This is a genomic window from Pseudomonas sp. GW822-FHT06D10, assembly GCF_058799535.1.
The window spans coordinates 141,896-167,384 of record NZ_JBXALN010000006.1 but is presented as its reverse complement, the minus strand read 5'-3'; the positions used below and the strand labels follow the sequence as shown (position 1 = coordinate 167,384).

Below are 25,489 nucleotides of genomic sequence, written 5' to 3'. Positions count from 1 at the left end.
TTCTCTTTGAAACATTGCCCACGCCGCATGGCGGGTGCGGGCAACAAAAACTCGACCCATAGAAAAAGCGCACCCGAAGGTGCGCCTTAACGGGCCGGCTTATTCAGCCTTGGGCTGTTCGCGCAGGCGGATGTGCAGCTCGCGCAGAGCCTTGGCATCCACCAGACCCGGTGCCTGAGTCATGACGCAGGCCGCGCTCTGGGTTTTCGGGAAGGCGATCACTTCGCGGATCGACTGGGCGCCGGTCATCAGCATCACCAGGCGGTCCAGGCCGAAGGCCAGGCCACCGTGCGGCGGCGCGCCGTACTTGAGGGCGTCCAGCAGGAAGCCGAACTTCTCTTCCTGTTCCGCTTCGCTGATGCCCAGCAGGCGGAATACCGCTTGCTGCATTTCCTTGCGGTGGATACGGATCGAACCGCCACCCAATTCGGTGCCGTTCAAAACCATGTCGTAGGCGCGCGACAGAGCGGTAGCCGGGTTGGCTTCCAGTTCTTCCGGCGAGCACTTCGGCGCGGTGAACGGGTGATGCAGGGCGGTGAAGCTGCCGTCGTCGTTCTCTTCGAACATCGGGAAGTCGACAACCCACATCGGCGCCCATTCGCACGTCAGCAGGTTCAGGTCGTGACCGAGCTTGATACGCAGCGCGCCCAAGGCTTCGCTGACGATCTTGGCCTTGTCGGCCCCGAAGAACACGATGTCGCCGTCGACCGCGCCCACGCGATCGAGGATCACGTTCAGGTTGGCTTCCGGAATGTTCTTGACGATCGGCGATTGCAGGCCTTCAACGCCTTTGGCGCGCTCGTTGACCTTGATGTAGGCCAGGCCCTTGGCGCCGTAGATGCCGACAAACTTGGTGTAGTCGTCGATCTGCTTGCGCGGCATGCTCGCCCCGCCTGGAACGCGCAAGGCGGCGATGCGGCATTTCGGATCGTTGGCCGGGCCGCTGAACACCTTGAACTCCACTTCCTTGAGCTGGTCGGCAACGTCCACCAGTTCCAGCGGGTTGCGCAGGTCCGGCTTGTCGGAACCGTAGCGACGCATGGCCTCTTCAAAGGTCATGTGCGGGAATTCGCCGAATTCCAGACCCAGCACTTCCTTGAACAGGTTGCGGATCATGCCTTCGGTCAGGCCCATGATGTCTTTTTCGTCGAGGAAGCTGGTCTCGATGTCGATCTGAGTGAACTCAGGCTGACGGTCGGCACGCAGGTCTTCGTCGCGGAAGCACTTGGCGATCTGGTAGTAGCGGTCGAAGCCGGCCACCATCAGCAGTTGCTTGAACAGCTGTGGCGATTGCGGCAGGGCGAAGAAGCTGCCGGCGTGGGTGCGGCTCGGCACCAGGTAGTCGCGGGCGCCCTCTGGGGTGGCGCGGGTCAGGATCGGGGTTTCCACGTCGAGGAAACCGTTCTCGTCCAGGTAGCGACGGATGCTGGTGGTCATGCGCGAACGCAGGCGCAGCTTCTCGGCCATTTCCGGACGGCGCAGGTCGATGAAGCGATAGCGCAGACGAGTTTCTTCACCCACGTCCGAGTATTCGTTGAGCGGGAACGGCGGGGTTTCCGCTTCGTTCAGCACTTCCAGCTCGTAGCCCAGGACTTCGATCATGCCCGAAGCCATGTTGGCGTTGCCGGCACCGGCCGGACGCAAGCGTACCTTGCCGGTGATCTTGACCACGTATTCGCTGCGCACGCGGTCGGCGGCGGCGAAGGTTTCAGCGCGGTCCGGGTCGAACACCACCTGGGCCAGACCTTCACGATCACGGATATCGAGGAAGATCACCCCGCCGTGGTCACGACGACGGTGGACCCATCCGCAAAGGGTTACTTCCTGACCTTCCAGGCTTTCGTTCAGTTGGCCGCAATAATGGCTGCGCATCATGGTAGTGGTTTCACTTCTCGTAATTCGAAATTCGATGGAGGCCTTGCGCACCTCAAGGTGCCGGATAGTGCAAGAACTCGCGCGTGTCGTTCAACTTAGTCAGCTTTGTCGCCACCGGCCAGGTTCTTCTTGGAGCCGGTCTTGAAGTCGGTTTCGTACCAGCCGGTGCCGCTCAGGCGGAAACCAGGCATGGACAGCATCTTTTTCAGCTCGGGCGCCTGGCAGGCAGGGCAGTCGACCAACGGCGCGGCGCTGATCTTTTGAATGGCTTCCAGCTGATGACCACAGGAAGCGCATTGATAGTCGTACATGGGCATGGGGGGCGTCTCGGCAATCCAGATTACTGCTTGAACTACAGCCAGAGCCCACGCCAAAGCCCGGGCTACGTAGCAAAGAGCGGGATTATATCCATTAAATCGGCCCTGTGCAGCCGTATGAACCCCATCGCGGGCGTCACCGACCGTCAGGCATCTATCCGGGCTGCAACCCCGGAAGGCCTGGAGAACGCAGGTGCTGCCTGCTGGTCGAGGGTGCGAACGGCGTACGGGACGCCATTCGCAAGAGCGGGCTTAACGGTTTTCCAGCAGAGAACGCAGCATCCACGCGGTTTTTTCATGCACCTGCATGCGCTGGGTCAGCAGATCCGCCGTGGGCTCGTCGCTGACCTTGTCCAGCAACGGAAAGATGCCCCGGGCGGTACGGGTCACTGCTTCCTGGCCGGCGACCAGTTGCTTGATCATTTCCTCGGCGGCGGGCACCCCTTCCTCTTCCTTGATCGAAGACAGCCGGGCATAGATGGAATAGGCCCCCGGAGCCGGGAAGCCCAGGGCGCGAATGCGTTCGGCGATCAGGTCCACTGCAAGGGCCAGTTCGTTGTACTGCTCTTCGAACATCAAGTGCAGGGTACGGAATTGCGGGCCGGTGACGTTCCAATGGAAATTATGGGTTTTCAGGTACAACACGTAGGTATCCGAAAGCAGACGGGAAAGACCGTCGACGATGGATTTACGATCTTCTTCGCTGATACCGATATCAATTGCCATGTTTCTCTCCGTTATCGGGATGGATTCACCCATTCATCTGCCGGACCACTCTAGCAAGAGTACCGCCCCTGCGCCGCCCAGGATCGTCAATCGGCCTGCGGTGGATTGTCCCGTGGCCCGGCCCGGGATAAACCTCACTGAGTTCGAGTCAGGTCAGACAGCAGCAGAAATCCGACGTTCCTTGGAAAAATCACCGCCATCTGTCTAGAACAGGCTTTTGCCCGATTCTCCGAGCTCGGCCTGCAGAAGCGCTCATTTGTACGCCCGGGCCAAGCCCCGCTGCTGATTTGAGAAGGCCTGGGCTTTGCTGTTAAATAGAGCCCGTGTCGCTGTTGCCTATTTCTTCGGCCAGCGCGCATAGGCTGACACCGCGTACGTAACCACCGCCTCACCTATTTGTTCAGAAGCGAACCGTGCGTGATCAGCTCCTCCTTGTGCTTCCTTCTTAACGTGAGTTAATCAAAATGTTGAAAATCGTCCACCTGCTGACAGGCATTGCAGCTTTGCTGCTGTCCTTGATTCCGAGTCTGAGATCTGACGCGGTTCCCTACCTGCAACAACCCGATGCCCTTTACCTGGCCCTTTTCGGCCTGCTCAACCTGATCCTGGCTCCAGTTATTCCCTACTGGAACAAAGGCTCTCGTCATCACCTGCAAAATCTGGTCAGCGCCCTGCTGGTGCTGGTCGTTGTACTGCAAACCCTCACCCTGCTGGCCCCCATGCCAGTCATTGGTGGCCAACCGGCGGTTCTGGTCAGCTTGCTGACTGCACTGATCGCCGTAGTCCTGCACCTGGCCATCAGTTTCTACAAGCCATCACCTTCCGCTTCCGCCACGCCAAGCTACGATATGAGCAATCGTGATACCGGTACCGTGAAGTGGTTCAACACCTCCAAGGGCTTCGGTTTTATCTCCCGGGATTCCGGCGATGATATTTTCGTGCACTTTCGCGCCATTCGCGGAGAAGGCCATCGCGTCCTGGTGGAAGGCCAGCGCGTGGAGTTCTCGGTAATGAACCGTGACAAGGGCCTGCAAGCCGAAGACGTGATTGCCGCGCTGCCACGCCGCTGATCGGCCGCCCATAAAAAAACCGCGCCCAGGCGCGGTTTTTTTATGGCCAACGACCCCCCTCAATAATGAGGCGGTGGCGCTTCCTCTTCGAACGACTCGAACTGCCCGACCATTTCTTCCTGGCGCTTGAGCAATGCCGCCATCTGCAACTGCAGGCGCTCCACTGCCCTCTGCTGCGCCACCAGCACATCGTTCAAGGCCTGAATGGTGTCATCCTGAAACGCCAGGCGGCTCTCCAGGTCGGTTACACGCTCTTGCAGACTCATGCCTCACCCCTCCAGAAACTGAAAATCATCGGTCAGCACCAACCGCAGGCGTTCACGGATCGCCGCCACTTGCTCGGTGCTGTAAGGCTTGGCCGGATGCTTGCCCCATACCGGTGCAGGCCATGCCGCATCATCACGCCTGCGCACGATCACGTGCATATGCAGTTGGCTCACCACATTGCCCAACGTCGCCACATTCAACTTGTCGGCATCGAACGAGTCCTTGAGCAACTCGGCCAGCGCGGTGGTTTCCTGCCATAGCTGTTGCTGGTCAGTGACATCCAGTTGAAACAACTCGCTGATATCCTCGCGACGCGGCACCAGGATGAACCAGGGATAGTTGGCGTCATTGGACAGCAGCAACCGGCAGAGGGGGAAATCCCCGAGGGTCAATGTGTCTTGTTGCAGCCGTGAATCTAAAGTGAACACCGCGTTTACTCCCGCTCAGCTTGTTTCAGCCCGGCGTCCAGTAGACGGACTCCTGCCAGGCGACAGACGCGCAGCATACCTGCGAATGCCCTGCGCTTCATGACCAATGAGCCAGAGACCGGACAGCACACACTCAGGCACGGCAAGGAGCCGATCGCGATGCAAAGGCCATGCCCCACAGCAGGACATTTTCTCGTGCCTCGCACCATTTGCGCCCACAACCCGCAGACCATTCGGAAAATGACCCGATCCAACCCTTGCGCCCTTATTTTGCCTGGGCCTGACTGTATGAATCGTGCACAGCGTTGCAAAAGTTTTGCACCAGAATCGCACAGGCGGTCTACGCTAAATTCCTCAAGCATCCGCCGTTTACTCACTTTGCAGTGTGCAGCGGTAACGTTTCGCCGCACTGTGCAACTTAATGCACAGCCCTGCACCAGGAAAACCACAGAGTCAAGCCAAACAAACCGCCCCTTGAAACAGCGGTTTTATGCGGTTTTTACAGGCCCGAACGGCTCTTTGAAGAAAAATGGGTGGCTAGATTCAGTTTGTGCACGCTTGTTGCATTCAACCCCGCATCGTCTGCAACGGTCTAACGGAAGTCAGGCCTTACAGACTCATAATAATAGTGGCAGGGCTGCCCCGCGGTGCTTTTTAGAGTGTGTGCATGGGGACTTTTTTCCTTCATTCTCGGCTTCGAAAAACACTGCTGAAAGTTGTCGGCCTGAATACAGACTGACTGCAGAATTACGACGCCTATCGAGCAAATTGCGACAGGGCCGTAAAGAAGCTGAAAGGATAGATAGGCAAGTATCGCCAACATTGTCAGCGTGATATAAGTTTGCGCCGACACAAAAAGAAAGAGCCGCCCAGATAAAAAAACAGGTGGGACGGCAGTACTCTTCTAAAAACCAAAGGAGCAAATCACGATGCGCGTGATGAAGTGGAGCATGATCGCCCTGGCTGTATCAGCAGGCACCTCGCAGTTTGCAATTGCATCCTCCCAGGACGATGCAAAAGGCTTTATCGAAGACAGCACCCTGACCGCGAAAACTCGCGCAATGTACATGAACCGTGACTATAAGGACGGCGTTGGTAACGTGCGTCGTGGTAACGGTACTTACACCACAGGCACTGACGACAAAACCAGCGGCTACCGTCAAGACACCGGTATCAGCGAACTGCTCACCTATCAGTCCGGCTTCACTCAAGGCACCGTCGGCTTCGGCGTCGATGCCATGGCCATGGGCAGCGTGAAACTCGACGGCGGCTCGGGTCGTGCGGGTAACGGCCTGTTCGCCACCAATGGTTCCGGCGAGCCTGAAAACACCCAGTCGAAACTGGGCGGCGCTGCGAAGTTCCGCATCTCCGATACTGTACTGAAATACGGCAACCAGTTCGTATCCAGCCCAGTATTTACTACAGACGACGGCCGTCTGTTGCCTGAAGTTGCCACCGGCACCCTGATCACCAGCAACGAAATCAAGGGCCTGGAACTGATCGGTGGTCGCTTCACCGCATTGAGCGCCCAGACCGGCATGGGCCGTGACAGCATCAACGGTCGCAGCCGCGTTACTGGCAAACAGAACCCGGGCCTGAGCTCTGCAAATATCGTAGGTGCTACCTACTCGGGTCTTGAGAACTTCATTTTCGCCGTGCACGCTTCCGATGTTGAAGACTACTGGAAGAAGCAGTACTTCAACGTCAACTACACCCTGCCGCTGAGCGAAAAACAATCTCTGAACTTCGACTTCAACGGCTATCGCAGCAAGGATGATGGTAAGAAGCTGGCTGGCGACCTGGACAACCGCGTCTGGAGCCTGGCAGCTGCCTATAGCATCGAAGCCCACAAGTTCACCGTGGCTTACCAGCAGTCCAGCGGCAAGACCGGCTACAACTACGGCGTTGATGGTGGTGGCACCGTTTACGTAGCCAACTCTGTGCAGATCTCCGACTTCGTGGGCGAAGACGAAAGATCCTGGCAGGCTCGCTACGACCTGAACATGGCCTCCTTCGGCGTGCCAGGCCTGAGCTTCATGACTCGCTACATTCGCGGCAGCAACGTTACCGTTGCTGACTCCAGTGACGGCAAAGAGCATGAATGGGACGTAGAAGCCAAGTACGTGCTTCAGGAAGGCCCGGCCAAAGACCTGTCCTTCCGTCTGCGTAACGCGATCTATCGTGGTACCAATAGCGATTACCGCGCGACCAACTACGACAACCTGAACGACCTGCGTCTGATCGTAGAGTACCCACTGAGCATCTTGTAATTCACGGCTCAGCGGATTGCTTTAACACGCAGTACTAATAAGAACCGCCAACCTGAGCCAGGTTGGCGGTTTTTTTTTGCCTTGCAAAAGTACCCTATTGAACCCGCCGATCAAGATAGCAAGCTAACTAATAAAGTAGGCTTCAATAGCTACTTCAGACCTTGCCGATTCGAACTTACATAGTTGCCAAGTCCGAACTTGAAAACAAACAAGGGGCTGATAGCCCCTTGTCTTGAACAACATTAGCTGACCGAACGGCCAGGTCATGAAACTGACTTATTGCGCTGCTGCTTCCTGAACCACTCGAATCACCCGTTGTGGAAAAGGAATATCAATGCCCGCTGCCTTCAAGCGATCACGGGACAACTCATTGAACTGGAACAGCACGTCCCAATAGTCCGAAGTCTTGACCCATACCCGCAGCGACAGGGTAATGGCGCTATCGCCCAGGGTAGAAACCACAGCTACCGGGGCCGGATCGGCCAGTACCCGCTCATCCTTGGCCAGTTCCAGCAACACCTCGCGGGCCTTCTGCAGGTCCGCGTCATAGTCCACACCCACGTCGAACACCACCTTGCGGGTCGGCTGACGGTTGTAGTTGGTGATGATGCCGTTGGACAGGTTGCCGTTGGGCACGATTACTGTCTTGTTGTCACCGGTACGCAGCACGGTGTGGAAGATCTGGATGCTGTCGACGGTACCGCTGATGCCCTGGGCTTCGATCCAGTCACCGATACGAAACGGGCGGAACAGCAGGATCAATACCCCACCGGCGAAGTTCGCCAGGCTACCTTGCAGCGCCAGGCCGATGGCCAGGCCGGCAGCACCGATCGCGGCCACGAAGGAGGTGGTTTCGACACCGATCATCGAAGCCACACTGACGATCAGCAGGACCTTGAGAATGATGTTGGCCAGGCTGCTGATAAAACCTTGCAGCGCCAGATCGGCATTGCGCAGGGCCAGCAACTTGCCCACTTTGTGAGTCAATTTGTTGATCAACCACCAGCCGATGGCCAGGGTGATGACAGCCAGCAGCACCCGGCTGCCGTATTCCATGATCATTGGAATCCAGGCCTGGGAGGCCCGGACCAGATTGTCTACTTCAGCGTTCAAATCCATCTATTTCTCCAGATTCCCGGGGTTGCGGCGCACATGACTGACAGGCAGAACGACCAGCCCCGCGGGAGCTCAATCGTTTCTGCCATTCCTCCGGCCTCGGACGCCAATAAGCTCTAGAGGTTCCCGGAGAAGCCGATCAATCGCGGAAGTTGTTGAATTGCAGCGGCATGCCGAACTCTTTGGCACGTAGGGCGGCGATGGCCTCTTGCAGGTCGTCACGCTTTTTGCCGGTCACCCGTACCTGCTCGCCCTGAATGGCGGCTTGCACTTTCAACTTGGCGTCCTTGATATGGGCGACGATTTTCTTCGCCAGTTCTTTATCGATACCTTCCTTGAGGACCGCTTCCTGCTTCATCACCTTGCCAGAGGCATAAGCGTCCTTGACCTCCAGGCACTGCACGTCGATCTTGCGCTTGACCAGGGCCAGCTTGAGAATCTCGATCATCGCTTCAAGCTGGAACTCGGCCTCGGCGGTCAGGTTGACGGTCAGTTCCTTGTCCTTGAACTCGAAGCTGCCCTTGCCCTTGAGGTCGTAGCGGCGATCCAGTTCCTTGACGGCGTTTTCCACCGCGTTGGTGACTTCGTGCTTGTCCAGTTCGGATACCACGTCAAACGACGGCATGTAATCTCTCCAAATAAAAAGGGGCGCTGTTCAAAACATCGAACACGCCCGGCTTGCGGTTAAAATCCGCGCTCATTATAACGGGTCTTTCCCCTCCTTCACCCCGCGCCCTCCCCCGGGCGGCCAAACAGAGCGAAAACCTGATGTCCACCACCTGGCATGTTCTCGGCGCCGGCAGCCTCGGCACCCTGTGGGCCACCCGCCTGGCCCGCGCCGGCTTGCCGGTACGCCTGATTCTGCGTGACCCCGCCCGCTTGCGGGCCTATCAGGCGGCCGGCGGCCTGACCCTGGTAGAACAGGGCCAGAGCAGCCTGCTGGCAATTCCCGGAGAAACCAGTACCAGCAGCGCCCCCATCCAGCGCCTGTTGCTGGCCTGCAAGGCCTACGACGCCGAGGCGGCAGTGGCCAGCATCGCCCCGCGCCTGGAGCCGGGAGCCGAACTGATCCTGCTGCAGAACGGCCTGGGCAGCCAGGATGCCGTGGCCGCCCGAGTGCCCCAGGCACGCTGCATTGCCGCCTCCAGCACCGAGGGCGCCTTCCGCGATGGCGACTGGCGCGTGGTCTTTGCCGGCCACGGCTACACCTGGCTGGGGGACTCGGGGCACCCCACGCCGCCGATCTGGCTCGACGAATTGGCGGCCAGCGGCATTCCCCATGAATGGAGCACCCAGATCCTCACCCGGCTCTGGCGCAAGCTGGCACTCAACTGCGCGATCAACCCACTGACGGTACTGCACGACTGCCGTAACGGTGGCTTGCAGCAGCATCAGTGCGAAGTGGCCACCCTGTGCGCCGAGCTGAGCGAGCTGCTGCAATGCTGCGGGCAACCCGCTGCCGCGCAAAACCTGCAACAGGAAGTGGAACGGGTGATCCTGGCCACCGCCGCCAACTATTCCTCCATGCACCAGGATGTCAGTAACGGGCGACGCACCGAAATCAGCTACCTGCTGGGTTACGCCTGTGAAGCTGCTGCCCGGCATCGCCTGCAACTGCCCCATCTGCAGCAGTTGCAACAGCGCCTGGTGAACCAGCTGCAGCAACGCGGATTGCCCAGCGCCTGAGCAGCGGCTACGCTCCCCACTTGCTCATTTCCAGCGATATAGCCGATGCCATTGCGCCAGCGCCTCGAAAACCTGCCAGTGGGCCAAAAACTCCTGGCCGCCCTGCTTGTCCTGCTGACCACCGTTCTGCTGGTCGCCAACCTGACCTTTATCAGCGCGGCCTACTGGATCTCCCAGGAAAGCATGGCGCCCCAGGCGCTGCAGACCATTGGCCGCCTGGTGTCCAATCCGACCCTGGCGATCCAGGCGCTGAACTCCCCCGAAGATGCCGAGAAGCTGCTCAACGAACTCGACAGCTATACCCCGCTGCGGGCTGCCGCACTCTATGACGGCAAGGGCCAGCGCCTGGCCCAGTTGCAGCACGGCGAACGCCTCAAGCTGCCCGAACGCTACCGGCACATCGAAGCCTGGCAAATGACCGAGTTTCGCAGCAACCAGGTCATCACCCTGCCCCGCCCGGGCCAAGCCCCCGGCCACCTGCTGCTGGTGGCCACCAGCGAACTGCCGATGGCCTTCTACACCGGCACCCTGACCGCCAGCCTGGGAATCCTGATCTTCAGTGTGCTGCTGTGGCTGGTCATCGCCCGGCAGATCAAGCGCCTGATCACCCAGCCGATCCATCAGCTCGAGGAACTGTCGCGCCAGGTCACCCGCGAGGAGAACTACGCCCTGCGCGCAGCCCGGGGCAACCACGATGAAATCGGCAGCCTGGCAGAAGCCTTCAACACCATGCTGTCGCGCATCGAAGCTCGCGAGCAGCAGCTCAAGCGCGCCCGGGACGACTCCCAGGCCGCCTACGACCAGGCCCAGGGGCTGGCGGAGGAAACCCGCCATACCAACCGCAAGCTGGAACTGGAAGTCCAGGTGCGCAGCAAGATCGAGAAGAAGCTCACCGGCTTTCAGAACTACCTCAACAGCATCATCGACTCCATGCCCTCGGCGCTGATCGCTCTGGATGAACAGCTCTACGTCACCCAGTGGAACCAGGAAGCCAGCGCCCTGTCCGGCACCCGGCTCGACGAAGCCCTGAACCAGCCGATCTTCCTCGCCTTCGAACCGCTCAAGCCGTTCCTGCCGCAACTCAAGGAAACCGTCGAACAGCACACGGTGACCAAGGTCGAGCGGGTCACCTGGTTCAAGGACGAAGAACCCAAGCACTACGCCCTGACCTTCTACCCCCTGATGGGGGGCGCCGGACGCGGGGTGGTGATCCGTATCGACGACATCACCCAGCGCCTGTCCCTGGAAGAGATGATGGTGCAATCGGAGAAAATGCTTTCGGTGGGCGGCCTCGCGGCCGGCATGGCCCATGAGATCAACAACCCGCTGGGAGCGATCCTGCACAACGTACAGAACATTCGCCGACGGCTGTCTGCCGATCTGCCAAAGAACCTTGAGCACGCGCAGCAGATCGGTGTTGAACTGCAGACTGTCAATCGCTACCTGGAAAGCCGCGAAGTGCCGCAACTGCTCGATGGCATTCAGCAGGCCGGAGCCCGGGCGGCGAAGATCGTCACCCACATGCTCAGCTTCAGCCGGCGCAGCAACCGGCAGATGGCCCCCTGCGACCTGCCGGCGCTGATCGACCAGGCGGTGGAGATCGCCAGCAACGACTTCGACCTGGCCATTGGCTTCGACTTCAAGGGCCAGGCGATCATTCGCCAGTTCGACCCGAACCTGGGCCCGGTTGCCGGCACTGCCAACGAACTGGAACAGGTGCTGCTCAACCTGCTGAAAAACGCCGCCCAGGCCATCCATCAGCGCGAAGATGACAGCGAACCCGGACGTATCATCCTGCGTACCCGTTTGAATCCGCCCTGGGCAGAGATCCAGGTGGAGGACAACGGAATCGGCATGAGCGAAAACGTGCGCAAGCGTACCTTCGAGCCCTTCTTCACCACCAAGGAAATCGGCCAGGGCACCGGGCTCGGCCTGTCGGTGTCGTACTTCATCATCACCAATAACCACAAGGGGCAGATGGAGGTGCAGTCCACTCGCGGCCAGGGCACTTGCTTCACCTTGCGCCTGCCCCTGGCCAGCAGCCAGCCGCTGGTCCAAGAACCGTTACCACTGGAGAACTGAACATGGGCTTTCGCTTGTCGAAGATCTACACCCGCACTGGCGACAAAGGCGAAACCGGACTGGGGGATGGCCGTCGGGTGCCCAAGGATCACCCTCGGGTCGAAGCCATTGGCGAGGTTGATACCCTGAACAGCCAATTGGGCCTGCTACTGGCAGGCCTCGGTGAGCAGAGCGGTGACTGCCCCGGGCTCGAGGAAGTGCTCACAGTGCTGGCTCCCTGTCAGCATCGGTTGTTCGACCTGGGTGGCGAGCTGGCGATGCCGGTCTATCAGGCCCTCAACGAGGCTGAAGTACAGCGCCTGGAGGCGGTCATCGATCTATGGAACGAGGAGTTGGGCCCGCTGGAGAACTTCATCCTGCCCGGCGGCTCGGCGCTGATCGCCCAGGCCCATGTCTGCCGCAGCCTGGCCCGCAGCGCCGAACGTCGCTGTCAGCACCTGAATGCCGTTGAGCCTTTGCAAGGGGTTGGGCTGGCCTACATCAATCGCCTGTCGGACCTGCTGTTTGTCGCCGCGCGACTGATCGCCAAGCGCCAGGGCATTGCCGAAATCCTCTGGCAGGCCGCCGCCAAGCCCTGACCACGCGGCTTGCGGGCGAAAGGGCCTGCAAGCGCCCGACGATGCCTCTCAGGCAAGCCTGCTCCCGCAGACCTGGGCCCAGGCTGCCATTGAGGATGTCTTCAATCCTGCGGCCAGAAGGCGCGGATACCCGCTACACCTTGAGCACCCGCTGCCCAGGCCTGCTGGCATTCGGCGGGCCCCACGCCACCCAGCAGATACACCGGCTTGTTGAAACCGCCGATCAGTTGCTCGGCCTGTTGCCAGCCCAATGGCTGTGCATCCGGATGGGTCTGGGTGGGCTGTACCGGAGACAAGGTCACGAAGTCCACGTCCATCTGCTGGGCCAGGGACAGCTCCTCGGCGTTATGGCAAGAAGCCGCCAACCAGCGATCCTTGCCGAACGGCCGCCCGGCGCTGGCGTACTTGCGCAGTTGCGCCGCAGTTATGTGCCAGCCCGCCGAGGGGAAATCCCCCAGCCATTCGAAGGGCCCCTTGAGCATCAGTTGCGCCTTGCCGGCGCACAGGCCCACCGCATCCACCGCCAGGTCGCGGTATTGCGGGTCGTAGCCGCCGGGAGCCCGCAGTTGAATCAGCTTGCAGCCCTGGGCCACGGCTTTTTGCATGCCTCGCAGCAGGGTCGGGGTTTCCAGGCCTTCCGGGGTGATCAGGTATTGGGCTGGCAGACGCGCGGCAGCGACAATCGGCTGATTGGCCGCGGGGAACTCATAGTCGGCCAGCTCACGCGCAGCGGCCCAGGCCAGAGGTTGCCCTTCGGCGCCGTGAGGCTCACCGCTGAACGCCGAGACTTCCCAGACATCCAGCAGTACCTGCTTGTCCGGATAATCGTGCTGCACCTTGATCAGCGGGCGCGCTGCGGTGACGGCGATGCCCAGTTCTTCCTGTAGCTCGCGGGCCAGTGCGGCTTCGACCGCCTCCCCGGGCTCGACCTTGCCGCCGGGGAACTCCCACAGGCCACCTTGATGTTGAGTATCGGCACGCCGGGCAATCAGGATCTTGCCGCTGGCATCCCGGATAACGGCCGCAGCCACATGTACTCGTTTCACCGCACTACTTCCTCTGCTCAGGCATGTTGGCCAGGCCCTTGCGGGCCGGGCGTTGGATCTGCGCTTCGCCGGCAAGCCGGCTCCTACAGCAGGAGCGGCAACGCCGGCGAGGTTCTTAGGTGCGGTATTCCGCGTTGATCTTCACGTATTCGTGAGACAGGTCGGTGGTCCAGATGGTTTCGCTGCACGCGCCACGGCCCAGTTCGATGCGGATGGTGATTTCTTCCTGCTGCATCACCGCCGCGCCCTGGGCTTCGGTGTAGCTGGCAGCACGGGCGCCACGGCTGGCAATGCAGACTTCACCGAGGAACACGTCGATCTTGCTGACATCCAGGTCCGGCACCCCGGCACGACCTACTGCCGCCAGGATGCGGCCCCAGTTCGGGTCCGAAGCGAACAGCGCGGTCTTGATCAGTGGCGAGTGAGCCACGGTGTAGCCCACGTCCAGGCACTCCTGGCAAGTAGCCCCGCCGTTGACTTCCACAGTGACGAACTTGGTCGCGCCCTCACCGTCACGGACGATGGCCTGGGCCACTTCCATGCACACCTCGAACACCGCCTGCTTCAGGGCAGCGAACAGCGGGCCCTCGGCCTTGGTGATTTCCGGCAACTTGGCCTGCCCCGTGGCGATCAGCATGCAGCAGTCGTTGGTCGACGTGTCGCCGTCGATGGTGATGCGGTTGAAGGACTTGTTGGCACCGTCCAGCAACAGGTTCTGCAGCACTTCGCGGGAGACTTTGGCGTCAGTGGCGATGTAGCCGAGCATGGTTGCCATGTTCGGGCGGATCATCCCCGCGCCTTTGCTGATGCCGGTCACGGTGATGGTCACGCCATCATGCTGGAACTGGCGGCTGGCGCCCTTGGGCAGGGTGTCGGTGGTCATGATGCCAGTGGCGGCGGCAGCCCAGTTGTCCACGGACAGGTCGTCCAGCGCAGCTTGCAGAGCGCCTTCGATTTTCTCTACCGGCAATGGCTCGCCGATCACCCCGGTGGAGTAAGGCAGCACGGCGCTGGCATCGACGCCGGTCAGCTCCGCCAGCTTGGCGCAGGTGCGGGACGCCGCGGCCAGGCCCGGCTCACCAGTGCCGGCGTTGGCGTTACCGGTGTTGGTCAACAGATACCGCACCGGGCCTTGTACCCGCTGCTTGGCCAGAATCACCGGTGCGGCGCAGAACGCGTTGAGGGTGAACACCCCCGCCACCGTGGAGCCTTCGGCACAACGCATGACCACCACATCCTTGCGCCCCGGGCGCTTGATGCCGGCCGAAGCGATACCGAGCTCGAAGCCGGCAACCGGGTGCAACGTAGGCAAAGGACCAAGACCAACAGCCATGAATGCGCTCCTCTTATCAGGTGTCTGCACCGTCGTCTCAAAAGACGGTGCCGCAAATGGAAAAACGCCGCGACGGCTGATGCCGTCACGGCGCGGGTGTTTCAGTGTCTGGCGGGGATCTTAGTTGATCTGGCCGTGACAGTGTTTGTACTTCTTGCCCGAACCGCAGTAGCACAGTTCATTGCGGCCAAGCTTCTGCTCGTTGCGCACTGGCGCGGTGGCCAGGGCCACATCGACCTCGACGCCCTCTTCCAGGGCTTCCGGCTGATCCAGCCCCGGTGCCTCGGCGTGTTCGAACTGCATGCGCTGGGCCAGAGCCTCGGCTTCCTGACGCAGGCGAGCCTCTTCCTCGGCCGGGTCTTCGCGACGCACCTGGACGTGGGACAGCACGCGGATCGAGTCGCGCTTGATGGAGTCGAGCAACTCGGAGAACAGGGTGAAGGATTCGCGCTTGTACTCCTGCTTCGGGTTCTTCTGCGCGTAGCCACGCAGGTGAATACCGTGACGCAGGTGGTCCATGGTCGACAGGTGGTCTTTCCACAGGTCGTCCAGTACCCGCAGAACAATCTGCTTCTCGAAAGTGCGCAGGGCTTCGGCACCGGCCTGGTCTTCTTTCTCGTTGTACGCGGCGATCAGCTCGTTGAGCAGCTTCTCGCGCAGGGTTTCCTCATACAGGTGATCGTCTTCGTCGAGCCATTGCTGGATCGGCAGGCTGACACCGAAGCCACTCTGGATGGCTTCTTCCAGGCCTGCCACGTCCCACTGCTCAGGCAGCGATTGCGGCGGAATGTGGGCGCTGACGGTAGCGTTGAGCACGTCCTGGCGGAAGTCGGCGATGGTTTCGCCAATGTTGTCCGCGGCCAACAAGGTGTTGCGCATGTGATAGATCACTTTACGCTGCTCGTTGTTGACGTCGTCGAACTCCAGCAACTGCTTGCGGATGTCGAAGTTGCGGCCTTCGACCTTGCGCTGGGCCTTCTCGATGGCGTTGGTCACCATGCGGTGCTCGATCGCCTCGCCGGACTGCATGCCCAGGGCCTTCATGAAGTTCTTCACCCGGTCAGAGGCGAAGATACGCATCAGGCTGTCTTCCAGGGACAGGTAGAAGCGGCTGGAACCGGCGTCGCCCTGGCGGCCGGCACGGCCACGCAGCTGGTTGTCGATACGACGGGATTCGTGACGCTCGGAAGCGATCACCTGCAGGCCACCGGACTCCAGCACTTGCTGGTGGCGCTTCTGCCAGTCGGCCTTGATCTGGGCGATCTGCTCCGGAGTCGGGTTCTCCAGGGAAGCCACTTCCACTTCCCAGTTGCCGCCCAACAGGATGTCGGTACCACGACCTGCCATGTTGGTGGCGATGGTCAGGGCGCCCGGGCGACCGGCCTGGGCAATGATTTCCGCTTCCTTTTCGTGAAACTTGGCGTTCAGGACCTTGTGCTCGATGCCTTCCTTGTTGAGCAGGTTGGACATGTGCTCGGACGTTTCGATGGTCGCGGTGCCGACCAGCACCGGACGGCCCTGGGTCATGCACTCCTTGATGTCGTTGATGATCGCGGCGTATTTCTCGTCCGCGGTCAGGAACACCAGGTCGTTGTAGTCCTTACGGGCCAGCGGCTTGTTCGGCGGAATCACCATCACCTGCAGACCGTAGATCTGATGGAACTCGAAGGCTTCGGTGTCGGCGGTGCCGGTCATGCCGGACAGCTTGGTGTACAGACGGAAGTAGTTCTGGAAGGTGGTCGAGGCCAGGGTCTGGCTCTCGGCCTGGATATTGAGGTTTTCCTTGGCTTCGATGGCCTGGTGCAGGCCTTCGGACAAGCGGCGACCGGGCATGGTACGACCGGTGTGTTCGTCCACCAGGACCACCTGCCCATCCTGGACGATGTATTCAACGTTGCGGTTGAACAGCTTGTGCGCACGCAGGCCGGCGTAAACGTGGGTCAACAGGCCCAGGTTGTGCGCCGAGTAGAGGCTTTCGCCTTCAGCCAGCAGGCCGACCTGGGTCAGCATTTCTTCGATGAACTGGTGACCGGCTTCGTTGAGCTCGACCTGGCGGGTCTTCTCGTCGACGGTGAAGTGACCGGCCTTGGTGACCTGGCCTTCCACTTCCTCGATGTGCTGCTCCAGGCGCGGGATCAGCTTGTTGATCTCGGTGTACAGGCGGGAGCTGTCCTCAGCCTGGCCGGAAATGATCAACGGAGTACGGGCTTCGTCGATGAGGATCGAGTCGACTTCGTCGATCACGGCAAAATTGAGCTCGCGCTGGAACTTGTCTTCCATGCTGAAAGCCATGTTGTCGCGCAGGTAGTCGAAACCGAATTCGTTGTTGGTGCCGTAGGTGATGTCGGCGGCGTAGGCAGCACGTTTCTCTTCAGGCGGCTGGAACGGCGTGACCACGCCGACGCTCAGGCCGAGGAATTCGTACAGCGGGCGCATCCAGTTGGCGTCGCGGCGAGCCAGGTAGTCGTTCACGGTCACCACGTGCACGCCCTTGCCGGACAGCGCATTGAGGTACACACCCAGGGTCGCTACCAGGGTCTTGCCCTCACCGGTGCGCATCTCGGCGATCTTGCCTTCATGCAAGGTCATGCCGCCGATCAGCTGCACATCGAAGTGGCGCATTCCCATGATCCGCTTACCGGCTTCACGGGCGACCGCGAAGGCTTCGGGAAGCAGTTTGTCGAGGGTTTCACCCTTGGCGATACGGGCCTTGAACTCGGCAGTCTTGGCACGCAATTGATCGTCCGAAAGGGCCACCATTTGCTCTTCGAAGGCATTGACGATCTGTACCGTCTTGAGCATGCGTTTGACTTCACGCTCGTTCTTGCTTCCAAAAAGTTTCTTTAACAAAGGCGCAAACATATCGGCAGGATCTTCCACACATAGGGTTGGAGGGCGGCCCCGTGAGTCGCCCGAGCAGCCCTCATGGCCGCATGCGAACGAGCATTCTACCCGGAAACGATGGTGAGGAAAGTGGCGTTATTCCACGATGCTGGCACAGCGCTGTGACGGGGCTCACCTAAAATAAGGGCTTTTCGCTGAACTTCAAGCCCATTGACCACAGAAGTTAATGATTACGATCAGCAAAGAACCAGAAATTGATCAAAGTACGAACAAGCGATGGCGCCGGCGTGGCGGACGCTTTCTGCTACCATGGCGCCTCTGTAACTTCAGGTTTCTGATCATGGCATTTCGCCCCCTTACGGCACGCGCTCCCGCCGTTCTTCTTCGCGAAGCCAAGCCTCTGAAAGCCATACTCGGCCACGCCCAGCGCCTGGCGCATCTGCAGCGCCTGCTGGAAAGCCAGCTGCAGCCGGCCGCTCGCGAACACTGCCACGTTGCTTCCTGGCGTGAAGGCAGCCTGCTGCTGATCGTCACCGACGGGCACTGGGCAACGCGCCTGCGCTATCAGCAAAAGCGCCTGCAACGTCAATTGCTGGAGTTCAACGAGTTCAGCAACCTGACGCGCATCCTGTTCAAGGTCCAGCCGCCGACGGTCCAGCAAGGGGCCGCGGGACACACCATGGACCTGTCGAACAACGCCGCTGAAACCATCCAGGCCACCGCAGAGGGCATCACCGATCCCAACCTGCGCGCGGCCCTGGAGCGCCTGGCCAGCCACGCCAAACCGCGGGGCTGACTCAAGCCTGTACTTCAGCGCCGCTTGCTGCCGCCGAGCAGGGACCCCATCAAGCCCCGCACCAGTTGCCGTCCCAATTGATTAGCCGCCTGGCGCATGGCCGACTTCAATGCCTGCCCGGCAGCCGTGCCCAGGAACTCACCCGCCCGGTCGGCCAGGCTGGGCTCTTCAGCCGCTGCTTTGCCAGAAGGCTGCTGATCCTGCGGTGCCAACTCCTTGCGCCCCAGCAACACTTCATAGGCTGATTCGCGGTCGATCGGTTTGTCATAGCGTCCCAGCAGCGGCGAACTGGCGATCAGGGCCTGGCGCTCGGCCTCGGTCAGCGGCCCGATCCGTGACTGCGGCGGCGCCACCAGTACCCGCTGGACCATTTCTGGCGTGCCCTTGTCCTGCAAGGTGCCCACCAGCGCTTCGCCGATGCCCAGCTCGGTCAGTACCGCCAGCGCATCGAAGGCGGGGTTGGGACGGAAACCATCCGCCACGGCGCGCAGGGACTTCTGTTCCTTGGCAGTAAAGGCCCGCAAGCCATGCTGGATACGCAATCCCAATTGAGCCAGGACATTGTCCGGCAGGTCCCCGGGCGACTGGGTAACGAAATACACCCCCACACCTTTGGAGCGAATCAGCCGCACCACCTGCTCCAGCCGGTCCTGCAAGGCCTTGGGAGTACCGGCGAACAACAGGTGCGCTTCGTCGAAGAACAGCGCCAGCAGCGGCTTGTCCGCATCGCCCCGCTCCGGCAGTTGCTCGAACAGCTCGGCCAGCAGCCATAAAAGGAAGGTCGCATAGACTTTCGGCGCCTCATGCACCAGGCGGCTGGCATCAAGCAGATGAATCCGCCCACGACCATCGGCGGCCGGCTGCAGAATGTCCTCCAACTGCAACGCCGGCTCACCGAACAGTGCTTCGGCGCCCTGCTGCTCCAGGGTCGCCAGGCGCCGCAACAGCGCCTGGCTGGAGCCGGTAGTCATCAACGCAGCATCGTCCCCGAGCAGCTGCGGGTTGTCCTTGAGGTGGTTGAGCAGCGCCTTGAGGTCCTTCAGGTCGAGCAGCAACAGGCCTTCGCGATCAGCCACCTTGAACGCCGCATAGAGCGCCGACTGCTGGCTGTCGGTGAGTTCCAGCAAACTGCCCAGCAGCAGCGGGCCCATTTCGCTCAGGGTGGTGCGCAGAGGATGACCGCTTTGCCCATGGATATCCCACAGGGTCACCGGATAGGCCTGTGGCTGATGCTTGAGCCAGGGCATGCCGGCGATCCGCTCGGCAACCTTGCCCTGGGGGTTGCCCGCAGCACCCAGCCCACAGAGGTCGCCTTTGATGTCTGCGGCAAATACCGCCACTCCGGCATCACTGAAGGCTTCTGCCAGGCGCTGCAGGGTGACGGTCTTGCCGGTGCCCGTGGCGCCCGCCACCAGACCATGGCGGTTGGCCAGGCGCATGGCCTGGGCGATCGGCAGGCCATCGAGGCCGGCACCGATTACGAGTTGCGATGAGTCAGGCATTTTGTCACCCCTGGTTAATCTTTGGCCTTACACGGTCGATATGAATAAATGATGGATCAGAAGTATCTGAAATAAAGGTCAGGTAATTCCCGTGGGATAGATGGAGATATCAGCTTACTTATAACACCGCCCTTCTGTGCGTTTTTCCAACCCGATGCCCTGGACTCAAAGACCTTAGCGGACACCCCAAGCCATGAACAAAAATCTGCGCTTCAGCCACAAGATCCTGCTTGCCGCCTCGCTGATCGTCATAGCTGCATTTGCACTATTCACGCTCTACAACGATTACCTGCAACGCAACGCCATTCGTGATGATCTGGACAACTATCTTCAGGAAATGGGCGACGTCACGGCAAAAAATATTCAGACCTGGCTCGCCGGTCGCGCCCTGCTGATCGAGAACATCTCCCAGTCGGTGGCCCTCAACACGGACCCTGCGAATGTCAGCAACCTGCTGGAACAGAAATCCGTCAGCTCGACCTTCATGGGGGCCTACCTGGGCAACAATGACGGCACCTTCATCATCCGTCCCAACAGCAAGATGCCGGATGGCTACGATCCTCGCGCCCGCCCCTGGTACAAGAGTGCCGAGAGCAGCAGCGGCTCGGCCCTGACCGAACCCTATATCGACCTGGCGTCCGGCCAGTTGGTGATCTCCATCGTCGACAGCGTGATCAAGGCCGGCCAGAGGATCGGTGTGGTCGGCGGCGACCTGAGCCTGCAAGTAATCACCGACAGCATCAATGCCCTGGACTTCGACGGCATGGGCTACGCCTTCCTGATCAGCGCCGACGGCAAGATCCTGGTGCACCCGGACAAGAACCTGGTGATGAAGACCCTCAAGGACGTCTACCCTCAGGACACCCCCAAGATCAGCAGTGAACTCAGCGAGATCACTGTCGATGGCAAGCCGCGCATTGTCACCTTCACCCAGATCAAGGGCCTGTCCTCGGTGAACTGGTACATCGGCCTGTCCGTGGACAAGGACAAGGCTTTCGCCATGCTCAGCGAATTCCGCACCTCGGCGATCATCGCCACCCTGACGGCCGTGGCCCTGACCATTGCCCTGCTGGGCCTGCTGATCCGCCTGCTGATGCAGCCGCTGCACGTGATGACCCGGGCCATGCAGGACATCGCCGATGGCGAAGGCGACCTGACTCGACGCCTGAACATCCATAACCAGGACGAGTTCGGCATCCTCGGCACCGCCTTCAACCGTTTCGTCGAACGCATCCACGGCTCGATCCGCGAAGTGTCCTCGGCCACCGAGCACGTCAACGAAGTCGCCCTGCGCGTGGTCAGCGCCTCCAACTCGTCGATGCTCAACTCCGATGAGCAGGCCAGCCGCACCAACAGCGTGGCCGCCGCCATCAATCAGCTCGGAGCCGCCGCCCAGGAAATCGCCCGCAATGCCGCCCAGGCTTCGCAACAGGCCAGCGATGCGCGCAACCTCGCCGAAGACGGCCAGCAAGTGGTGGATCGCAGCATCCAGGCGATGAACCAACTGTCGGACATGATCAGCGCCTCCAGCAGCAACATCGAAACCCTCAACAGCAAGACCGTGAACATCGGGCAGATCCTCGAGGTGATCACCAGCATTTCCCAGCAGACCAACCTGCTGGCCCTCAACGCGGCCATCGAAGCGGCCCGGGCCGGCGAGGCAGGACGCGGCTTTGCCGTGGTTGCCGATGAAGTGCGCAACCTGGCGCACCGCACCCAGGAGTCGGCGCAGCAAGTGCAGGGCATGATCGAGGAGCTGCAAGTGGGCGCCCGCGAATCGGTGAGCACCATGAGCAACAGCCAGCGCCACAGCCAGGACAGCGTGGAAATCGCCAACCAGGCCGGGGAACGACTCAACAGCGTGACCCAGCGCATAGGCGAGATTGACGGCATGAACCAGTCGGTGGCTACGGCGACCGAGGAGCAGACCTCGGTGGTGGAGTCCATCAATATGGACATTACCGAGATCAATACGCTGAATCAGGAAGGCGTGGAAAACCTCCAGGCCACCTTGCGGGCCTGCTCCGATCTGGAGCAGCAGGCAGCACGCTTGAAGCAACTGGTGGGCAGTTTCAGGATCTGAAAGCGCCCAACGCCCTGTCGCCGGCTAGCCGGCGGCAGGCTCAAGCAGGCTTGGGCCGGGATGGTGCCTGGGGCTCCTGCTGCAATTGCTCCCACAACTGCGCGGCATCGGGAAAATCGGTGCCGTCGTCAGGGCTCAACTCATCGGGGTCATAACGGCTCAGGCAACCTTCGCCGAGGGTGGCGGGTGCCTTGGACGTGGCTTTATCCAGTGGATTGGTCATCGGGCTGACCTCGTGAGGTGCAAAACCAGGAGCGGGGTATTGAACCCCCGGGCCTGGTTTTTTTTCAATCAGAACACCACAGTCTTGTTGCCGTGCACCAGCACGCGGTCTTCCAGGTGATAGCGCAGGCCGCGGGCCAGGACCATTTTCTCCACGTCACGCCCGAAACGCACCATGTCCTCGATGCTGTCGCTGTGGCTGACCCGCACCACGTCCTGCTCGATGATAGGACCGGCGTCCAGTTCCTCGGTGACGTAGTGGCAGGTTGCGCCGATCAGCTTCACACCGCGCAGCGAGGCCTGATGGTAAGGCTTGGCACCGACAAAAGATGGCAGGAAGCTGTGGTGGATGTTGATCACCTTGTGCGCGTACTCGCTGCACAGCTCCGGCGGCAGGATCTGCATGTAGCGCGCCAGCACCACCACTTCGGCGTCGTGCTGCTTGACCAGGCGCGACACCTCGGCGAAGGCCGGCTCCTTGTCCTGCGGGTTGACCGGCACGTGGTAATAAGGAATGCCGTGCCACTCGACCATGCTGCGCAGATCATCGTGGTTGGAAATCACGCAGGCGATCTGGCAATCCAGCTCATCGCTGTGCCAGCGGTGCAGCAAGTCGGCCAGGCAGTGGGATTCGCGGCTGGCCATCAGTACCACGCGCTTTTTCTCGGCGGTATCGGTAATGCGCCAGTCCATCGAGAACTCTTCGGCGATCGGCGCAAAGGCCTCGCGAAAAGCCTCCAGGCCAAAGGGCAGTGAATCGGCACGAATCTCGTGGCGCATGAAAAACCAGCCACTGAGATTGTCCGAGTGGTGGCTCGCTTCGGTGATCCAACCGTTGTGGGAGGCTAGAAAGTTACTGACTTTGGCAACGATGCCAACGCGGTCAGGGCAAGAAATCACCAACCGAAAGGTGCGCATGGGGGGGAAACTCCAGAACTTCGCAAAGGTCGCCATTCTAGCGATTGCGCGACAAAACTGCAGTATTCATTGCATCCAGCTCCCTGGGTAGATCACCAAGGGCCGCTCCGGCCCGGCTTAGCGGCCGCTACTCCAGGCGCCGTAATGGCACTTGTAAATAGTGCTTAACTAGTTTGTGAATAACCGGCCCGAATGCATCAACCTATTAAATAGCGAAATGTCTTTTACGCCTAAACACACTAAGAGAGACGAATAAAACAGCGGTATTATGTTTACTTGCTCAAACTCCCTGACTATTATTGCGACACTGTCACCCAGCCACTCAGCGCTCAATAAGGTAGTCCTCATGTCCCTGATCAACGAATACCGTGCCACTGAAGAAGCCATCAAAGAACTGCAAGCGCGTTTGAAGAACCTGTCCCAAGACGACAAACTGAAAGCCGAACTGGAGTTCGAAGGCAAACTGCGCAGCCTGATGGGCGAGTACTCCAAATCCCTGCGCGACATCATCGCCCTGCTGGATCCGGACTCGAAAGTTAAAGCACCTCGCGCCGCGGTTAAAACCACCGGCACCAAGCGCGCCCGTAAAGTTAAACAGTACAAGAACCCGCACAACGGCGAAGTCATCGAAACCAAAGGTGGCAACCACAAGACTCTGAAAGAGTGGAAAGCCAAGTGGGGCGGCGACGTGGTAGAAGGCTGGGCCACCCTGCTGGGCTAAGCCTCGCCGTTGAGCGCCCGGGCATTGCAGCCCTGCAGAGAAAACGCCAGCATGCTGGCGTTTTTTTATGCCCTGGCAACCCGCTCAAGGAGCGGGGCCGCTGCTCAAAGAGCCAGGCGCCGAGTCAGGGCCTGCACATAGTCCTGCCATTGATCCAGAACCTGACGCTGCACCGGGTCCGCACTTAACAGCGATTGCTCAAGCCCTTGCCGGAAACTTTCCAGGGTATTGGGTGCACCGAGTTGCGGATCTAGCAAACGCTGCTGACAAAAAACCAGCCAACGTTCTTGCTCGGCTTTGTTCAATGTTTCTGGAAAGTTGCGGGCACGGTAGCGAAAGAGTAATTCCGGCAAGCGCTCATCATCGAATGGCCATTGTTGCTGGGCCAAGTGCAACGGGTCAGCCTCACGTACTTGCTCACACAAACGCCGGTCACGGTCACCAATAAAACCGTCGTACAACTGTTGCTCCGGGTCATCGCTTGCGGCAAATTCATCCGGCCCATAAATCACCGAAAGTTTATCCCGCCAAACTTCTTGAGCTTCGCTCAAGGCCACAGCCCGACGCTGATATAGCTCCATGTCCAAGTGCAGCCGCTGTTGATCTTCACTGCGCAGAACACTCAATGGCGCCACGACCGGGCAGCGATTGATATGGATGAGTTTCAACGGCACCGGCAACTCGCCTTCGAGCAGATCTTCCCGGCGCGTGTACAAACGCTGGCGCAGGGTTTCGGCGTCCAACTCCAACAGCCCCTGAGGGTCCAGGTGCAGGTCGCAGACAATCAAGGCATTGCGATTGCGTGGATGCCAGGCCAGGGGCAGGACCACGCCGATGTAGTGGCGCGCCGCAGAAAAGCGCCCGGAGATGTGCACCATGGGTTGCAACAGGCGGACCTGATCCATCACCCGCTGCTTGCTGCGCAACTGGAACAGCCAGTCATAGAGTCTGGGCTGTTTGTCGCGAACCAATCGCGCCAGGGCGATGGTCGCCCGAACATCGGACAGCGCGTCATGGGCCTGGCCGTGATCGATGCCGTTGGCTGCGGTCAGGCGCTCCAGCTTGAGGCTTACCTGCCCCTGCTCCTCGGGCCAGACGATCCCCTGGGGGCGCAGCGCATAAGCCGTGCGCACCACGTCGATCAGGTCCCAACGGCTGTTGCCGCCCTGCCACTCCCGGGCGTAGGGGTCGAAGAAATTGCGATACAGGCTGTAGCGGGTCATCTCATCGTCGAAACGCAGGGTGTTGTAGCCCACGCCGCAGGTCCCGGGGCGCGCCAGTTGCTCGTGCACCCGGGTCATGAAATCCGCCTCCCCCAGGCCTTGTTCGGCCAGACGGCCAGGGGTGATGCCAGTGATCATGCAAGCCATCGGATGGGGCAGGATATCGTCGCTGGGCTGGCAGTAGAGGTTGACCGGCTCGTCGATCTCGTTGAGTGCCAGGTCGGTGCGGATACCGGCCACTTGCAACGGGCGATCACAACGCGGATTGATGCCGGTGGTTTCGTAGTCGTACCAAAAGAGGGAAGTCACGGCCTGTTCCTGAACTGAAAGACCGCCGCAGTCTAGGCGTTCAGGCGCCGTCAGGGCCAGCCGCACGAACCGGGGCG

The 25,489-nt window shown here is 60.4% G+C and carries 22 protein-coding genes and 1 pseudogene; 9 read left to right on the top strand and 14 right to left on the bottom strand.

The features are described 5' to 3' along the window. Positions 1–99: 99 nt before the first annotated feature. The 3 genes from aspS to AC1RL5_RS21355 all read right to left on the bottom strand — a co-directional run bounded on the left by aspS (position 100) and on the right by AC1RL5_RS21355 (position 2,918). Entirely contained in the window at positions 100–1,875 is a 1,776-nt protein-coding gene (aspS, locus tag AC1RL5_RS21365; RefSeq protein WP_011063022.1) for an aspartate--tRNA ligase, read from the bottom strand. Between the two features lie 95 nt (positions 1,876–1,970). Then, positions 1,971–2,192, bottom strand: coding sequence for an FmdB family zinc ribbon protein (locus AC1RL5_RS21360; RefSeq protein ID WP_010457489.1), 222 nt, complete (start codon positions 2,190–2,192; stop codon positions 1,971–1,973). 252 nt (positions 2,193–2,444) lie between these two features. After that, the gene (locus AC1RL5_RS21355) at positions 2,445–2,918 is read right to left on the bottom strand and encodes a Dps family protein (RefSeq protein WP_011063023.1); all 474 of its coding nucleotides are present in this window, start codon (positions 2,916–2,918) and stop codon (positions 2,445–2,447) included. Positions 2,919–3,382: 464 nt separating this feature from the next. Here AC1RL5_RS21355 and AC1RL5_RS21350 point away from each other — a divergent pair, with 464 nt between their 5' ends. Then, the gene (locus AC1RL5_RS21350) at positions 3,383–3,988 is read left to right on the top strand and encodes a cold-shock protein (protein WP_072450808.1); all 606 of its coding nucleotides are present in this window, start codon (positions 3,383–3,385) and stop codon (positions 3,986–3,988) included. 59 nt (positions 3,989–4,047) lie between these two features. Here the strand turns inward: AC1RL5_RS21350 and AC1RL5_RS21345 are convergent, their stop codons facing one another. Together AC1RL5_RS21345 and AC1RL5_RS21340 are read right to left on the bottom strand one after the other, a co-directional pair. After that, positions 4,048–4,254 (bottom strand): SlyX family protein, encoded by a 207-nt coding sequence (locus AC1RL5_RS21345; RefSeq protein WP_011063025.1) that lies wholly within the window; start codon positions 4,252–4,254, stop codon positions 4,048–4,050. Between the two features lie 3 nt (positions 4,255–4,257). Beyond that, complete coding sequence (locus tag AC1RL5_RS21340) at positions 4,258–4,683, bottom strand: HIT domain-containing protein (protein WP_011063026.1); 426 nt, start codon at positions 4,681–4,683, stop codon at positions 4,258–4,260. A 929-nt stretch (positions 4,684–5,612) separates the two neighbouring features. Here AC1RL5_RS21340 and AC1RL5_RS21335 point away from each other — a divergent pair. Next, positions 5,613–6,953 carry an OprD family porin gene (locus tag AC1RL5_RS21335; protein ID WP_015636771.1) on the top strand — a complete coding sequence of 447 codons (1,341 nt, stop codon included), beginning with the start codon at positions 5,613–5,615 and terminating at the stop codon, positions 6,951–6,953. Positions 6,954–7,229: 276 nt separating this feature from the next. On the opposite strand, the gene AC1RL5_RS21330 is transcribed toward AC1RL5_RS21335, so the two are convergent. Both AC1RL5_RS21330 and AC1RL5_RS21325 read right to left on the bottom strand, forming a co-directional pair. Continuing rightward, on the bottom strand, positions 7,230–8,072 hold the full coding sequence (locus AC1RL5_RS21330; protein WP_011063028.1) for a mechanosensitive ion channel family protein: 843 nt from the start codon (positions 8,070–8,072) through the stop codon (positions 7,230–7,232). A 136-nt stretch (positions 8,073–8,208) separates the two neighbouring features. Continuing rightward, positions 8,209–8,694, bottom strand: a complete 486-nt coding sequence (locus tag AC1RL5_RS21325; protein WP_011063029.1) for a YajQ family cyclic di-GMP-binding protein — start codon at positions 8,692–8,694, stop codon at positions 8,209–8,211. Positions 8,695–8,837: 143 nt separating this feature from the next. Here AC1RL5_RS21325 and AC1RL5_RS21320 point away from each other — a divergent pair, with 143 nt between their 5' ends. From AC1RL5_RS21320 to AC1RL5_RS21310, 3 genes are read left to right on the top strand one after another with little or no spacing between them, the layout of a single operon-like run. Beyond that, positions 8,838–9,755: a putative 2-dehydropantoate 2-reductase gene (locus AC1RL5_RS21320; RefSeq protein WP_103407139.1), complete on the top strand. Its 918-nt coding sequence runs from the start codon at positions 8,838–8,840 to the stop codon at positions 9,753–9,755. A gap of 45 nt (positions 9,756–9,800) precedes the next feature. Further along, positions 9,801–11,837, top strand: coding sequence for a sensor histidine kinase (locus tag AC1RL5_RS21315; protein WP_011063031.1), 2,037 nt, complete (start codon positions 9,801–9,803; stop codon positions 11,835–11,837). Positions 11,838–11,839: 2 nt separating this feature from the next. Beyond that, entirely contained in the window at positions 11,840–12,415 is a 576-nt protein-coding gene (locus tag AC1RL5_RS21310) for a cob(I)yrinic acid a,c-diamide adenosyltransferase (protein ID WP_093407406.1), read from the top strand. Between the two features lie 101 nt (positions 12,416–12,516). Here AC1RL5_RS21310 and AC1RL5_RS21305 read toward each other — a convergent pair whose 3' ends face one another. From AC1RL5_RS21305 to secA, 3 genes are all read right to left on the bottom strand, one after another. Further along, on the bottom strand, positions 12,517–13,461 hold the full coding sequence (locus tag AC1RL5_RS21305) for a Nudix family hydrolase (RefSeq protein WP_492589443.1): 945 nt from the start codon (positions 13,459–13,461) through the stop codon (positions 12,517–12,519). A gap of 115 nt (positions 13,462–13,576) precedes the next feature. Beyond that, positions 13,577–14,794 (bottom strand): bifunctional glutamate N-acetyltransferase/amino-acid acetyltransferase ArgJ, encoded by a 1,218-nt coding sequence (argJ, locus tag AC1RL5_RS21300; protein WP_015636776.1) that lies wholly within the window; start codon positions 14,792–14,794, stop codon positions 13,577–13,579. 120 nt (positions 14,795–14,914) lie between these two features. Further along, positions 14,915–17,656 carry a preprotein translocase subunit SecA gene (secA, locus tag AC1RL5_RS21295; protein WP_011063035.1) on the bottom strand — a complete coding sequence of 914 codons (2,742 nt, stop codon included), beginning with the start codon at positions 17,654–17,656 and terminating at the stop codon, positions 14,915–14,917. 322 nt (positions 17,657–17,978) lie between these two features. Between secA and AC1RL5_RS21290 the strand changes: the two genes are divergently transcribed. Next, the gene (locus AC1RL5_RS21290) at positions 17,979–18,434 is read left to right on the top strand and encodes a DUF721 domain-containing protein (RefSeq protein ID WP_011063036.1); all 456 of its coding nucleotides are present in this window, start codon (positions 17,979–17,981) and stop codon (positions 18,432–18,434) included. 14 nt (positions 18,435–18,448) lie between these two features. Here AC1RL5_RS21290 and AC1RL5_RS21285 read toward each other — a convergent pair whose 3' ends face one another. Further along, complete coding sequence (locus tag AC1RL5_RS21285; protein WP_053153471.1) at positions 18,449–19,936, bottom strand: helicase HerA-like domain-containing protein; 1,488 nt, start codon at positions 19,934–19,936, stop codon at positions 18,449–18,451. 193 nt (positions 19,937–20,129) lie between these two features. Here AC1RL5_RS21285 and AC1RL5_RS21280 point away from each other — a divergent pair. Both AC1RL5_RS21280 and AC1RL5_RS21275 read left to right on the top strand, forming a co-directional pair. Beyond that, positions 20,130–21,161 (top strand): annotated as a pseudogene (locus tag AC1RL5_RS21280) (HAMP domain-containing protein); the annotation flags it as partial. A gap of 93 nt (positions 21,162–21,254) precedes the next feature. Beyond that, the gene (locus AC1RL5_RS21275) at positions 21,255–22,019 is read left to right on the top strand and encodes a methyl-accepting chemotaxis protein (RefSeq protein WP_370059447.1); all 765 of its coding nucleotides are present in this window, start codon (positions 21,255–21,257) and stop codon (positions 22,017–22,019) included. 40 nt (positions 22,020–22,059) lie between these two features. Here AC1RL5_RS21275 and AC1RL5_RS21270 read toward each other — a convergent pair whose 3' ends face one another. After that, a complete protein-coding gene (locus AC1RL5_RS21270; protein ID WP_492589444.1) occupies positions 22,060–22,242 on the bottom strand; it encodes a hypothetical protein in 183 nt (60 codons plus the stop codon). Between the two features lie 68 nt (positions 22,243–22,310). After that, positions 22,311–23,159 carry a formyltetrahydrofolate deformylase gene (gene purU / locus AC1RL5_RS21265; protein ID WP_011063040.1) on the bottom strand — a complete coding sequence of 283 codons (849 nt, stop codon included), beginning with the start codon at positions 23,157–23,159 and terminating at the stop codon, positions 22,311–22,313. 346 nt (positions 23,160–23,505) lie between these two features. On the opposite strand from purU, the gene mvaT reads away from it, so the two are divergent. Further along, positions 23,506–23,880, top strand: coding sequence for a histone-like nucleoid-structuring protein MvaT (gene mvaT, locus AC1RL5_RS21260; protein WP_011063041.1), 375 nt, complete (start codon positions 23,506–23,508; stop codon positions 23,878–23,880). 104 nt (positions 23,881–23,984) lie between these two features. On the opposite strand, the gene sbcB is transcribed toward mvaT, so the two are convergent. Beyond that, on the bottom strand, positions 23,985–25,412 hold the full coding sequence (sbcB, locus tag AC1RL5_RS21255; RefSeq protein ID WP_053153474.1) for an exodeoxyribonuclease I: 1,428 nt from the start codon (positions 25,410–25,412) through the stop codon (positions 23,985–23,987). Between the last annotated feature and the right edge of the window lie 77 nt (positions 25,413–25,489).